The sequence below is a fragment of the Bacillus sp. 105MF genome (assembly GCF_000374885.1).
GTDB lineage: Bacteria > Bacillota > Bacilli > Bacillales > Bacillaceae_G > Bacillus_A > Bacillus_A pseudomycoides.
On sequence record NZ_KB895619.1, the window covers coordinates 1 to 13,008 of the forward strand.

10 protein-coding genes and 6 pseudogenes are annotated in these 13,008 nt (G+C 34.0%); 13 read left to right on the forward strand and 3 right to left on the reverse strand.

Annotated elements, in window-relative coordinates; translation table 11 throughout:
* Together C564_RS36475 and C564_RS0129205 are read left to right on the forward strand one after the other, a co-directional pair.
* A pseudogene (locus C564_RS36475) lies at positions 1-140 on the forward strand (group II intron reverse transcriptase/maturase); the annotation flags it as partial.
* A gap of 143 nt (positions 141-283) precedes the next feature.
* A pseudogene (locus C564_RS0129205) lies at positions 284-676 on the forward strand (IS4 family transposase); the annotation flags it as partial.
* A gap of 63 nt (positions 677-739) precedes the next feature.
* Here C564_RS0129205 and C564_RS35770 read toward each other — a convergent pair.
* Positions 740-1,480: pseudogene (locus tag C564_RS35770) on the reverse strand (IS6 family transposase).
* A 52-nt stretch (positions 1,481-1,532) separates the two neighbouring features.
* Here C564_RS35770 and C564_RS0129215 point away from each other — a divergent pair.
* The 4 genes and pseudogenes from C564_RS0129215 to C564_RS37890 all read left to right on the forward strand — a co-directional run.
* On the forward strand, positions 1,533-2,111 hold the full coding sequence (locus C564_RS0129215; RefSeq protein WP_018767870.1) for a hypothetical protein: 579 nt from the start codon (positions 1,533-1,535) through the stop codon (positions 2,109-2,111).
* 438 nt (positions 2,112-2,549) lie between these two features.
* Positions 2,550-2,807 carry a hypothetical protein gene (locus C564_RS0129220; RefSeq protein ID WP_003203008.1) on the forward strand — a complete coding sequence of 86 codons (258 nt, stop codon included), beginning with the start codon at positions 2,550-2,552 and terminating at the stop codon, positions 2,805-2,807.
* Positions 2,808-2,888: 81 nt separating this feature from the next.
* Positions 2,889-2,990 (forward strand): annotated as a pseudogene (locus tag C564_RS35775) (helix-turn-helix domain-containing protein); the annotation flags it as partial.
* Positions 2,986-3,081 (forward strand): annotated as a pseudogene (locus tag C564_RS37890) (IS6 family transposase); the annotation flags it as partial. The pseudogenes C564_RS35775 and C564_RS37890, both read left to right, overlap by 5 nt.
* Before the next feature lie 64 nt (positions 3,082-3,145).
* On the opposite strand, the gene C564_RS0129225 reads toward C564_RS37890, so the two are convergent.
* Positions 3,146-5,125: an IucA/IucC family protein gene (locus C564_RS0129225; protein ID WP_018767871.1), complete on the reverse strand. Its 1,980-nt coding sequence runs from the start codon at positions 5,123-5,125 to the stop codon at positions 3,146-3,148.
* 128 nt (positions 5,126-5,253) lie between these two features.
* On the opposite strand from C564_RS0129225, the gene C564_RS0129230 reads away from it, so the two are divergent.
* The 4 genes and pseudogenes from C564_RS0129230 to C564_RS36480 all read left to right on the forward strand — a co-directional run.
* On the forward strand, positions 5,254-6,456 hold the full coding sequence (locus C564_RS0129230) for an MFS transporter (RefSeq protein ID WP_239500244.1): 1,203 nt from the start codon (positions 5,254-5,256) through the stop codon (positions 6,454-6,456).
* Positions 6,431-8,236, forward strand: coding sequence for an IucA/IucC family protein (locus tag C564_RS0129235; RefSeq protein ID WP_018767873.1), 1,806 nt, complete (start codon positions 6,431-6,433; stop codon positions 8,234-8,236). The genes C564_RS0129230 and C564_RS0129235 overlap by 26 nt, the downstream gene beginning before the upstream one ends.
* 11 nt (positions 8,237-8,247) lie before the next feature.
* Entirely contained in the window at positions 8,248-9,345 is a 1,098-nt protein-coding gene (locus C564_RS0129240) for an alanine/ornithine racemase family PLP-dependent enzyme (RefSeq protein WP_018767874.1), read from the forward strand.
* 199 nt (positions 9,346-9,544) lie between these two features.
* Positions 9,545-9,634, forward strand: a pseudogene (locus C564_RS36480) (RNA chaperone Hfq); the annotation flags it as partial.
* Between the two features lie 920 nt (positions 9,635-10,554).
* Here C564_RS36480 and C564_RS35790 read toward each other — a convergent pair.
* On the reverse strand, positions 10,555-10,731 hold the full coding sequence (locus tag C564_RS35790) for a DUF4021 family protein (protein WP_003203304.1): 177 nt from the start codon (positions 10,729-10,731) through the stop codon (positions 10,555-10,557).
* Between the two features lie 177 nt (positions 10,732-10,908).
* On the opposite strand from C564_RS35790, the gene C564_RS38555 reads away from it, so the two are divergent.
* The 3 genes from C564_RS38555 to splB all read left to right on the forward strand — a co-directional run bounded on the left by C564_RS38555 (position 10,909) and on the right by splB (position 12,485).
* Positions 10,909-11,073: a TetR-like C-terminal domain-containing protein gene (locus C564_RS38555; RefSeq protein WP_371410367.1), complete on the forward strand. Its 165-nt coding sequence runs from the start codon at positions 10,909-10,911 to the stop codon at positions 11,071-11,073.
* Between the two features lie 123 nt (positions 11,074-11,196).
* Positions 11,197-11,460 (forward strand): transcriptional regulator SplA domain-containing protein, encoded by a 264-nt coding sequence (locus tag C564_RS0129265; RefSeq protein WP_018767876.1) that lies wholly within the window; start codon positions 11,197-11,199, stop codon positions 11,458-11,460.
* Positions 11,457-12,485 (forward strand): spore photoproduct lyase, encoded by a 1,029-nt coding sequence (splB, locus tag C564_RS0129270; protein WP_018767877.1) that lies wholly within the window; start codon positions 11,457-11,459, stop codon positions 12,483-12,485. Before C564_RS0129265 ends, splB begins: the two co-directional genes overlap by 4 nt.
* Positions 12,486-13,008: the final 523 nt, after the last annotated feature.

Consider the following 13,008-nt stretch of genomic DNA (forward strand, 5'->3'; position numbering starts at 1 on the left):
CATTGCTGACGAGAAGGAAACGGCGACGAAAGCGTAGCATCGGATGGCAGAGATGGAGTAATGAATATCTCTATGGTGTACTGGGGCTCTACTGGGACTGGAAAGTCCATTCCCTCAAAAGTGCAGAGGGATACCGATGAAAGTGTCTGCCATTTGATAGGTCTCATAACCCTTTTGATGAAGTTTATGGGGTGAGCTGCTTGAGGGAAAACCTCACGAGCAGTTCTTATGGGGAGGAGCTGGAAACGGGTCATAACCGATACTGCGCCAGTTCTTTACCCGACAGATTTTCTTTAAAACGTGGAAATCACTCTTTAAAATAGATTATTATCGCAATGTAAAACAGGAACGATTAGAGTGCCAACTATATGGAAAGCTCATCGCTATTTTTCTGTGCTCCTCTACTATGTTTAAAATGCGTCAACTACTTTTACAAAAGAAGAAAAGAGAATTAAGCGAATATAAAGCAATAGGAATGATCCAAGATTATTTATATCTTCTGTATCAAGCTATACAGAAAAACACCCAAGAGCTATCAAAGATTCTAATTCGCCTGTTCAACCTACTACAGAAAAACGGATGGAAATCTCATAGGTATGAGAAGAAGACAGTCTTTGATATTATGGGTGTTATCTATGAATATAGTGGATTTAGAAAACAAAAGAAAACTGCATAATCTTTAAAAATAATACATATTTAGGTTTATTTGCCATGTTCATTTTTACGGAGAAAAAGTGTTTTAAGAGTTTTTTATTTTATTTGAACGAAATTTCATTTTGTTTCTGTTCCTAAGTTGATGGGTATGTATGGTGACCCCTAATACGTTATACGTCGAAAAAACGAAGTTTGGTTGAAGACTTCGCTTTTGTTTGTATATGGCATGAACAGTTTCTATACCTTTAATAGTACGTGAGGCATGGCGAAGACTTTGAAAGCCTAAGGAACGGGAAAATCGACGTTTCACATGTCGATGATCTTGTTCGATGATATTATTGAGGTACTTTATTGTACGATGAAAGGTATTTTTGTAAAGACCTATCTCCTTTAATTTTTTGAATGCGGAAGCTAAAGAAGGAGCCTTATCTGTCGTCAGAACCGTTGGTTCTCCAAAAGTTCGAACGAGTCTTTTCATAAAAGCATATGCTGCTTGTGTGTCTCATTTTTGATGAAGTTGAATATCAAGTGTTTGTCCCTCTTTATCAATTGCTCGATATAAATAACACCACTTTCCTTTAATTTTGATATAGGTTTCATCCAAACGCCAAGATAACAATGTGTTTTTGTTTTTCTTCTTCCAAATTTGATGGATAAGATTTCCATATTCATGAACCCAGCGCATAATGGTTGTAGGATGAACCGAAACCCCACGTTCCTTCAGGATTTCAGATACATCGCGATAGCTTAAAGAAAAACGACAATAGTAGCCAACGGCTACCAAGATAATATCTTTCTCGAACTGTTTTCCTTTAAAATATCCCATTTGTTACGCTCCTTGTTTGTTTTTTACAGAGTTTAGCTTACTTTAGAAAACTTTGCAACAGAACCAAGAAGGGGATAAAAAACGTTACGATTACTACAACCTTTGGAGTACGGAGGATAAGAAAAGAGTAGATGAGCTTGTTAATGAAACAAATTCTCTTTATAAGAAAATTTATAAACATTTTAAATTTACCATAGAAGAAGCGCAAAAATTAGTTGATTTTCCGATAAAAAAACCAGATTATATTCCAGAAGGATACCATTCAGTGAATGAACAGGTTGACTCAAGCATTACAATAGGAAAACCAAAACCTGTAGTTAGAACTGAATATGTAGATGGGGATGCTGGTCAAATCTTCATCGAACAATCAGAAGTTCTAGGAGCGAAAGCAGATCCTTGGAATAAAAATGGTTTTCATATGTTTGAAGAGTATGAACTAGAGTTTGTAAAAGGTATGGAGAGGCTGGGGGGGAACCAAGTGACTTTTGGTAAGTCCAGTGATAGTAATGTAACAGGAATGAAGATGATTGTTCCTGCAAAAGATGGAAAGGGTGCGTATCAAATAGTAATAACCGTTAATATTTTAAACAAAGCTGAACTAGAAAAGATTATGATTTCCATGCTGAATTAAAAAACAGAGTGCTTAAGATGCTTATCTTAAGCACTCTGTTTTTTTGAGAAGAGCTTCTATCTTGAACTGAAGAAACTTAGGGTTTATAAAATAACTAAGATCTAATTAACCATAGAGATATAAAATTTTCACTTTGGGGGTATTTGTTTTTCTTAGCTTGATAGCGATGTGGCGGTACCCCATGCCTATCAACTTAAGAGAACAGATTAACCCCAAAAAGAAAAAATGAGTTTTTTTATTACAAGTTAACACAAAATTTCGTTCTGGGGGCACTATAAAGCTTTAACCTGATGGTGATGGATGTTACCCCTAAAAGATGATTTTTGAATATAATCTACGATAAATTTTGAGAATAAAAACCCTGTACTATTGTATTTCAGTTTTACTTATTGTATAACGGTGCAGGTTAGTTGAACAAATAAAGAAAAATGTAAAGGGATGAATAAAATTTTAGAACGTAGCAACCATATTATTCAAATTAAACCTTGGGAAGATAAGGACCTTGATTTACTTGTTCGTATTAATACCCCAGTGATGATGCAGCATCTTGGAGGTCCAGAAAATGAAGAGCAGATTTTGAAGCAACATAAACGGTATCTTGAACTGGTTAGTAGAGGATGTATGTTTAGCATTTTATCGTTTTCCGACAGAAGACTCCTTCCTCAAAAATGTGAAGGTGTGAAACACCAATTTTAGGTGGGAGATGAATGTCGGTAGGCCTAAGCCTACGTTTTTTTGTATACTGTAGATATCCTATAAAAAAGCGAGGTGCAACCCATGTTAGTAAACAAAGCATATAAATTTTGTATCTATCCAAATAAAAAACAAGAAATATTAATTGCTAAAACTATCGGTTGCAGTCGCTTTGTATTTAACCATTCATGCTATATATAAACAAAACCGCAGTTTGCGACCAAACTGCGGTTTTTCAACGTACAATGAATTGCAAAAGTTACTTACAATTGCATGATATTTAATCGCACCCAACCTGAATTTTTATCTGTTAAGAAACTTTGCAACAGAACCATTTTTTGTTATTTATACAATGGATTATCGACTTTTACATAAAAATAAGAATGAGCTTCTCCCATCATTCGCATGAGCGTCAAAGCTTTATAGTCTACCTTTTCTGCAAAGAAGACATCATAATCCGCTGCTGCATTTTGTGTATAGTGTGGGTCTTTCTGTAAATCTATGAAAATATTTTGTGTAACTCTTTTTACAATATTCCAAAGCAATTGTTCATCTGTTTTATAGAAACGGCTTACATGAATAAATAACTCTCCAAAGTGATTTTGCATAACGGAGTAAAATACTTTGTTTCGTACACTTTTTTCATCATCAACTAAAATGCGTGATTTGTGATGAAAGTTTGTAATGTCAATCCCTGCCTGTTGTAAACGACCACGGTGAACCCGAATGCCTTCCCAATCACGAACAAGAATTCGGTCTGGTGTGCCATCTTTTTTAAAGACAGGTACTGTATTTTGCAAATGGCCCTCTAAGCCAATTCCGTACATCACCATAAGTGGAATAAATCCAGTTAAAGCGTTGGCTACATATTTTTCAATAAATGAAACGATTGCATCATGTAATGGTAGACAATGCTTTGCTTTATACAGTTCGATAAGTTCAACAATAAGTGGTTGATTCGCTCCGTTTGCAGATGCAACAAGAGCAGAACCGACAATAGCCCATTCATCTTTATTAATATAGGAGTACACATTATCACGAATGACACATGCTAGATTTTCACTTCTTAAAGTTTGCATATCTATATTAAAGTCATTTGCACTGAGAAAATGTGCGCCAGCACGTTCCATAATCGGAATAAATCTTCTTTCATCGATACTTGTATCTTCTTTCATAATTTTTTGTAATATATTACTCATCAGTGGACCGTTATGAATCGTTTGTTCTGATAAGGTTCGCACTTCTCCTGTCAAATGAACATTCGTTGTTAACTTATAATGAGGTCTTCTTGTATCATACTGTGCTGGGAAGATGGTACGAAATGACATACCAGCTACATAAGGCACCTCATAATCAAAAATAATGATTTTTTCCTGTTCAATTTCTGTTTTGTATAACTCTTGCAATGTATGAATCGTTTGCCAAGGATGGATAGGTAATAGAAGATAATCATCTATTCTATCATCTAGCCTAATCTCTGCCTCGGCTTTCAGTACAGGCTCGAAAGAAAAGATGATAGGATTCCAATCTTGTGCTTTCATAAACGCAGTACTCACTTCTTTTTTATGAACGGCTACAAATCGAAGTGGAATCGTATTTTTAAACTCTGCTGAATACGCAATTGTTTCTTCAGGGTTTAAACCTTTTCGCATTTTTGCTCCAGGATGACAAGGGTGTCCTTCAATAACAAGCTGTTCAAAAAAAGCATAATGATCATCTGTTTGCGCAGCTGCTTCTAATGTTGATGCCTCAGTAGACTGTTCATGAAATGTATAGGCAAGCGATAAATTAGCAGCACTATTAGCTAAATCCTCTTCGAACATATGAAAATAAGAAGATAACCCTTCCCAACCTTCATGGAAAATTAAAGCTAACACTTCATTTGGATGTGTAATTTCTTTTTGTTCAGATGGTGATATGAGCATGTACGGCCCGTTTACAATTGGACGCTCGAAAGCATACATTTGTTGAACTGGTACGAGTAAGTAGCAGTCTTGTTTCTTAAAACATAAAGCTTGTATTATGGAAGATTTTTCAAAGTGCTGCTGGTGTGTATGTATATAATCCAGTAAATAATCTGGACAACTGTACGCTGAAATAGAAACAAACGTCTTAGCTGACTTTTGAAATGTCACCACAGTATCCATTAGATTACTTATATTTTCTCGGATGACAGAAGATAGTAGTCGTTCTAATATACCGTTCCGACCTTTATATAAATTTTGTTTATATATTTCATGTAGCGGTGGATGGTTTTGCTGTAAAAAAGAAAATAATGTTTGTTCTTCTACCTCAAATGAATGAATGCTGTGTAAGTGCATAGAAACCACCTTTCTCAATTTTAGCTCTTTACAAAAAAGAGAGAATATTTTATATTGTCCTTACAATGATGTTGATAATCAATTTCAATTATAAAGAGTGAATTGAAAAATGCAACAAAAAATTCGAGGTGATTCTTATTCGAAAACTGTTTTTTGGTAGTTCATTTTTTTTGTTTATGGGGAATTGGCTCGGAATGACTGCTATTAATTGGTATGTCTATGATTTGTACCATAGCGCGACATATTTAGGATGGTTAAACTTTGTACGACTCATTCCAATCGTATTATTTAGTGTGTATGCAGGAAAGCTTTGTGATTTGTATCCACGAGTCAAATTAATGAAATCATATTCCTTATGGGGATTTGTATTGACAACTTTACTTGCGGTTTATGTTGCTTTAGTTACTCCTTCATATTTTATTTTTTTACTTTTTTCATTTATTCGTGGGGTCATTAGTGCATTAGAAACACCAAACCGAAATACACTTCTTTCAGATATTGATACAAATAATCAAATTAGCAAACTGATTTCCATGCATTCATTTGTCATGAATGTTTGTCGATCAACCGGACCGGCATTAGCAGGATTTCTTATTGCAGCAGGGCATATCGAATTAACATTTATGATGCAGGCTGTTTGTTCACTTATTGCTTGGATTCTTGTGATACCAATGAAAGATCAACCAATGAAAAAACGAAAAGAAAAGAAAAAAGCGAGTTGGGAACAAATTGCTGCTTATTTTTCTTATGACAAAATGGGAAGAAATATCTTTGTGACGTCACTTATTACAATGGCTTTTGGTTTTTCCTATACGTCTGTTTTACCAGCGCTTGTTTCAAAGCAATTTACGGGAAAAGCAGAAGTGTTTGGAATCGCTATGTCATCAGCTGCAATTGGTGCGATTATAGCTACTGTGATTCTTCCAAAAGCATTGACATATATTTCAGAAGTACGTCTGTATTATGTTAGCTTACTTGCATTTTCAGTTTCTTTAGCATTACTGATTGTTAGTAATACATATGTATTTTTTATTCTTTTATTTTCTATTGGTCTATTTGGTCAGTTATTACGATCAAGTAACCGTGTCTATTTTCAGCATCATGTCCGTGAAGAAGAGAGGGGACTTATGCTTAGCGTAGTACTGATGGATCGAGGGATGATTCCACTTGGTTCTATTTTAGTTAGTTATTCCATTGAATATGTTGGTATTGCTCAAACATTTATTTTGATGGGAATTGTATGTATGGTCCCGTTTTTATTTCAATTTATAAAACTGAAACAGCAAAAAGGAAAGGTGAACGAATTTGTCAATTCAAAGCAAACAAGTTAATAGAGTAAAAGCAGAACGTAGTATTTTAAATCGTTTTTGCAATTCATTGATTCGGGAGAAAGTGCTACAAGAGAACTGTGCGATATTGAAACATGAGCATGATATAGAGATTGTAGATAGCATGAACGATGTGGAATTATTGTTAGAAGTAAAACAAGAGGGAGCGTTTGAACGATACGAGTTTATATTCCCAATTCGTTTTAAAGTTCGTGGACATATACGGTGGATTGATTCATTGTCAATGTTTTGGGAAGAAGTCGCTCCGTTCTTTCGTATTCATATTTCACAGTCTTTACAAGAAGAACTGGAAAACAGTGTAACCAATTTAGCACTAGCATACGAAGCATGGGATCGGAAACAAGAATGGGTGAAACAACAATTAGAGACAAACGTTTTGTTTGTAACAAAAACAAATCCTAATAACTTATATCAATTTTTAAAAGTTTTACAAACATGTATACCATTTGATGAGCTTACTTATACGGAATCACTTGTTATTGAGGGACATCCGCTTCACCCATCTACGAAAACGAAACTTGGTTTATCAAGAGAAGAAGTGAAGTTGTATGCACCAGAATTTGAACATGTTGTTCCGTTACATGTTCTTCTCGTTCATAAAGAAGTAGCTGAAGTAACGGGAGATTATATGCAGAAACCACTTATATATGAAAATTCACCAGATTTATACGAAGCAGTACACACATTACTTGTAAATAAAGAAAAAAGAATGGAAGATTATTATCCATTTCTCATTCACCCATGGCAGTATGAACATGTATTACAAGAAGAATATGGTTCAGAGCTAGAAGCGGGATGGATTATTCCAGTGCCATATCAACTATCTTCACGTGCAACATTATCATTTCGAACAATGAATGTATTAAAATTACCATATCACGTGAAACTTCCAGTGAGAGCGCAAGCAACAAGTGCAGTTCGTACCGTGTCACCAGAAATTACAATAAATGGCCCACTATTATCAACAGTATTAGATGGCATCTATACAAAGGAACAAAAGTTAGAGCAGTCTATTGTCGTTGTAAGGGAACGAGTAGGAGCTTATTTTTCTAAACCGAATACTAGGGATTTAGGACGTAATTTAGCATTTATTTTACGGGAAGATCCCAATCAGTATAGAAGAGAAGGAGAATTATTATGGGTTGGTGCAAGTTTAACAGCCAATAATCCATTAAAAGAAAATGAACCTGTCATTTTAGATATAATGCGTACATATTTTGACAAAGAGGATATCGGTAAAAAAGAGATATTCTATTATATCGCTCATTATACTGAGAAAGTGATGTTGCCATTGTTAGAACTTGTTTTACGATATGGGATTGCCCTAGAAGGGCATATGCAAAATTCTATCATTGTGACAAAAAATGGTGAAGTACAACGTATTCTCATTCGTGATCTTGGTGGAGTAAGAATTTATAAAGAGAAATTGGCGGAGTTGATAGACCTCTCGGTTATGAAAGAAGTAGCATTATTTACAGAGAATATGACTGAAGTATATAACAAGTTTATTCATTCTGTATTGCAAAATCATTTTGGGGATTTGCTATTTACATTGGCTCGAGCAGTTGATGATATACAGGAAAAAGAGTTATGGAGAATTGTTGCAGCTTTGGTGGAAGATTTTATGGTAGGTGTAACAGAAGAGCAACGAGCAGCAATATTTGCACCTTTTATTGAGACTAAGGCATTATTTTCCATGAGGATATATAATCAAGCGAAATCGTATTTATATACAAACTTTGCTAATCCGCTTTGTATGTAGGAGGAGTAAAAATGCGGCCCATCATGAAAATAAACCTTTCAAAATTAAAGCATAATGCCATTATGATAAAACGATTATGCGAGCATGCAAATGTTTCATGTTTTCCAGTTACAAAAGGAGTAAGTGCTGCAACAGAAGTAATCGAAATTTTGAAAGAAGCTGGATTTACAAAATTTGCAGATTCAAGATTACAGCATCTTCATAAAATCCGTAAAATGATGGGAAACAGTGTGGAACTTCTTTTAATTAGAACACCAGCTTTATCAGAAGTAGAGGAGACGGTTCTAACTGCTGACATAAGTTTGAACTCTGAACTCTGTGTGATTGAGGCATTGGGAAGGGCTGCGACGAAATATGGGAAAATACATCGGGTTATTTTAATGATAGATTTAGGAGATCTTCGCGAAGGTATGTTGCCTCAGCAAATGGTGGAGGTTTCCAAAAGAGTAGTTGGGATACAGGGAATAGAGCTTGTTGGTATTGGAGCTAATTTTACTTGTTTTAGCGGTGTGATTCCAACTGAATCTTCGTTGCTAGAGTTAACACAATTGACTGAGCTAGTGGAAGAAAAAATCGGGCAGCCACTTTCCATTATTTCGGGGGGGAATTCCAGTTCCTTACCGCTTATCTTACAAAGGAAAGAAATAGGGCGTGTCAATTCTCTTCGAATTGGCGAAGCTATTTTCCTCGGGAAAGAAACAGCATATGGGAAGAACATTCCCTTTATGTACCAAGATATATTTTTGGTGGAAGCTGAGATTATTGAGGTTAAAAGAAAGCCCTCGATGCCTAGAGGTGTGATTGGAAAAAACGCTTTCGGTCAAGTTCCATGTTTTGAAGAAAAAGGGGAACGATTGCGAGCTATTGTTGCGATTGGCCGACAAGATCTTGATATTAGTGGACTATATCCACTTGATGGACATATCGAGATTCTTGGTGGAAGTAGCGATCATTTAATCGTTGATATAACAGATAGTAAGACATATCGAGTAGGCGATATAATTACGTTTCTTCCAGCGTATAGCGGTATGCAAAGCGGTATGGTTTCTTCACTTGTACACAAACAATATGTATTAGATGGTGTGTTACAAAAAGCGCTTGTTCTATAAAGTACAATTTGGGGTAGCGCCACATCGCTATCAAGCTAAGAAAAGCAAATACCCCAAAACGAGAAAATTGGCATCTCCAGGTGAAAATGTACAATTTTTTGTTTTGGGGGGGCGTTATAAAATTCTTAAGTTGATGGATGTGGTAGGGAAACGATTCTGGGTATGAGGGACCGCCAGTTAATTTCTTGAGCTGAATTCAATTGCAATAGATAGATTTTCTGTCCTTATGATGGTTCATGGCAAGCAACAATTGGTCTATAAACAAACCATTTCTACAATTTCTACATAATGCATACTGGATTTATGTAAATATTTCTCAATATTATATTATTGCTATATATTATATAATATAAGTAATTCTTTTTATTATTTATATTTTTGTTATTTCCTGTTGCAGAATCCTTATTATAAGGATTCCTTTTTTTGTATCAAAAATCTACAAATAAAAAGATAAGATCGGGGAACACGATCTTATCTTTAGCACAAGGAGAAAAAAAGGCGAAAACTATCTTAATTCTTATAATATTATATTTTTTAAAAATTTTCGATATAAAAACCATATATAGCAGCTATATCTATATTGAGAAATTTATTACAAAGTTTACTTTCATTTTTGTAGTGAAACAAAAAGAACTTGTAAAAAAAATACAAGTTCTTTTTAAGATAATGTAAACTGAAGGGCAAAACAAACTATCTTATCAGAAAAACTAGGAATCACTATGTCTTAAGACTACTAGGATACCTTTATTATATATAACAGATATTAACATTTTTAGGGATGACATTTGAATATTGTATAAATTTTTAGAATCAAAAAGAGAACCCTTATGATAGGGATTCAGCCCATGCCAATCAACTTAAGAAAAGTAAACACCCCCAAAACAATAAAATGAGCTAACTTCTCAAAATAACTAACTGTAGAGAAAGAAAATTTTCATTTAGGAGGTACTTCAAAACCTTAGCTTGATGTTGATGTGACGGAACCTCAAGTATGTATAAACTTAAAAAAGTCCCTTCATAATGCTAAAGGGACTTGCTCACACAAATGATCTGCACATCAATTCATCTTTGATATGCAGATCATTTGTGTGAGCAAAATCCTAAAGCTTCATAACATAATACAATTGAAAAAACCAAGGGAATTTTGATTTCCCTTGGTTTTTTATTGGAAAAGAAATATGTATTCAAAATAAAATTAATATTGAAATGCTAAGTATTCTTCAAGCTTCCGTTTTCTTGATGTTCTTTGTCTTCAATATCAGTTTCTGGCATTCCGTACAATCCATTCATTGCTTGCTCCACTGGTTGAAGACCGGTTTGTGAAGTATTAGATTTTAAGTTTTTAGAATTGCTATTCTCTTCTTTTTTAGAATATGGAAAATTCATTTTTATAACCTCCAAACACTAAAGTTTTAAAAAATAAAAAGCTTATGAAAAGAATTTGGAAGATAAACACATGTATTATCTTCCAATTGAATGAACAATAAATTGAGCTATTAATGTAGTAGCACATACATAGTATGTCATCCTTTCTAGAAAATATGTGAGATGATTTAGGAAATAATAGTAAGTTATATTTCTGTAGCTTATATTGGTGTTATCTCTTGGTGGTTAGAAAATAATATGCCTTGTACCCTATCTTCTATGGCAAAGCAAGTAATTCGAATCAATATGCGAAGTCTTATTAAAATGTTAGAAAATTATTTGTACTGCCAAATTAATCTTTAAAAAATATTATTAGTCCATTTAACTTTTCCATAATAAAGAAAACATAAATTTACGCAATAAAGACAAAATTTTAGTAATGAATAACTTTTCTCGGTAGATTTTATAAAAAGAAAAGGTGATGGAATGGAATTTTCTAACGAAAGTAAAATTTATAATGCTGGAGATATTGTCTATGTTTTTTACCGAAATCCCCACACCGAGGATGTTGCAAATATACAAGCAGCAGCAGTTGTAAATAACCCTGAGAATCCAAATGAATTAGCTTTATTTCTTTATGAAACTTATTATCCACTATCAAATGAGATGGCTGTTTATTCTTCAGAAGAAGAGGCAAACCAAGCCTACAATTACTATTATGGAGATGCTTCAGAGGGGATATTAGAATGAATAGTCCATTTATACCCAAGCTTGTATACTTTGAACCCAAAGCATTAGATTATCCATTAGGAAGAGAGCTTCAAGAAAAATTTGCAAATATGGATGTCGAGATTCGATATACCACTTCCCATAATCAAGTGAGAGATCTTCCAGGAGAAAACGATTTTCAAAAGTACCGTGTAGCAAAATCCACTCTTGTCGTTGGTATTAGAAAAACACTAAAGTTTGATACATCAAAGCCTTCAGCAGAGTATGCTATTCCCTTCGCAACAGGCTGTATGGGGCATTGTCATTATTGCTATCTACAAACAACGATGGGAAGTAAGCCTTATATCCGTACCTATGTAAATGTCGACGAAATTCTAGAAGCTGCCGACAAATATATAGAGACACGTGCACCTGAAATGACAAGGTTTGAAGCCTCCTGTACATCCGATATTGTAGGGATTGATCATTTAACTCATACCCTTAAGCGTGCAATTGAACATTTCGGAAAGTCCGAATATGGAAAATTAAGATTTGTTACGAAATTTCATCATGTTGATCATTTACTTGATGCAAAACATAACGGAAAAACAAGATTTCGGTTTAGTGTAAATGCTGATTATGTTATTAAAAATTTTGAGCCAGGTACCTCTCCCCTATCTAAACGGATTGAGGCAGCAGGAAAAGTAGCAAGAGCAGGGTATCCACTCGGATTCATTGTAGCTCCCATTTATCTTCATGAAGGTTGGCAGGATGGATACTATCATATGTTTGAACGTCTTGATGCCGAATTACCCCTTGATGCACGGGATGATATCACGTTTGAATTTATTCAACATCGTTTTACAAAACCTGCTAAGAGAGTGATTGAAAAAAACTATCCCATGACAAAATTAGAATTAGATGAAGAGAAAAGAAGATATAAATGGGGGAAATATGGAATTGGAAAATATATTTACCAAAAAGAAGAAGAAGAGGATCTAAAAACTTATCTGTATGCCTATATGAAGAAGTTTTTTCCCAATGCAAAATTAGAATATTTCACGTAGAAGGATAACAACTTACTACAACTAAATATAGGAATTTGAAATAAAATGCATTATAGGGCTCAAAATTTCATTTTAAATGTAAAAGGGTACGATCTAAAAGTCAGTGAAACAAACATTAGGGTAACCCTTTTTTATCCATAAATTTAACAATAATGCTCTAATTGTTAATTGAACCTTATTTCACCTATATATCCCATATCCTAACATAAAAAACTTTAAGAAGAAGAATCAATATTGATTCTTCTTCTTATTTTGTTCCTAAAGGTACACCTTTTGGTACACATTAGCTATAAGAATTTAATGATTAATTTTACAAATTATAAAAAGTCATGAACTTAGTTTTACCTTCTATTATATACAAGTAGTTACGGGGCAATATCATAGGCTAAAGATTGTTCCAAATATTCACCTATAATTATCTGATAAGTTAAAAATATAACAACAAAACGTTTAAAATATGATAAAATACAATTACATTTGAAAAAGAGTAGTGGGTTCAAGTTGTTATTTTCATGAACTCCAA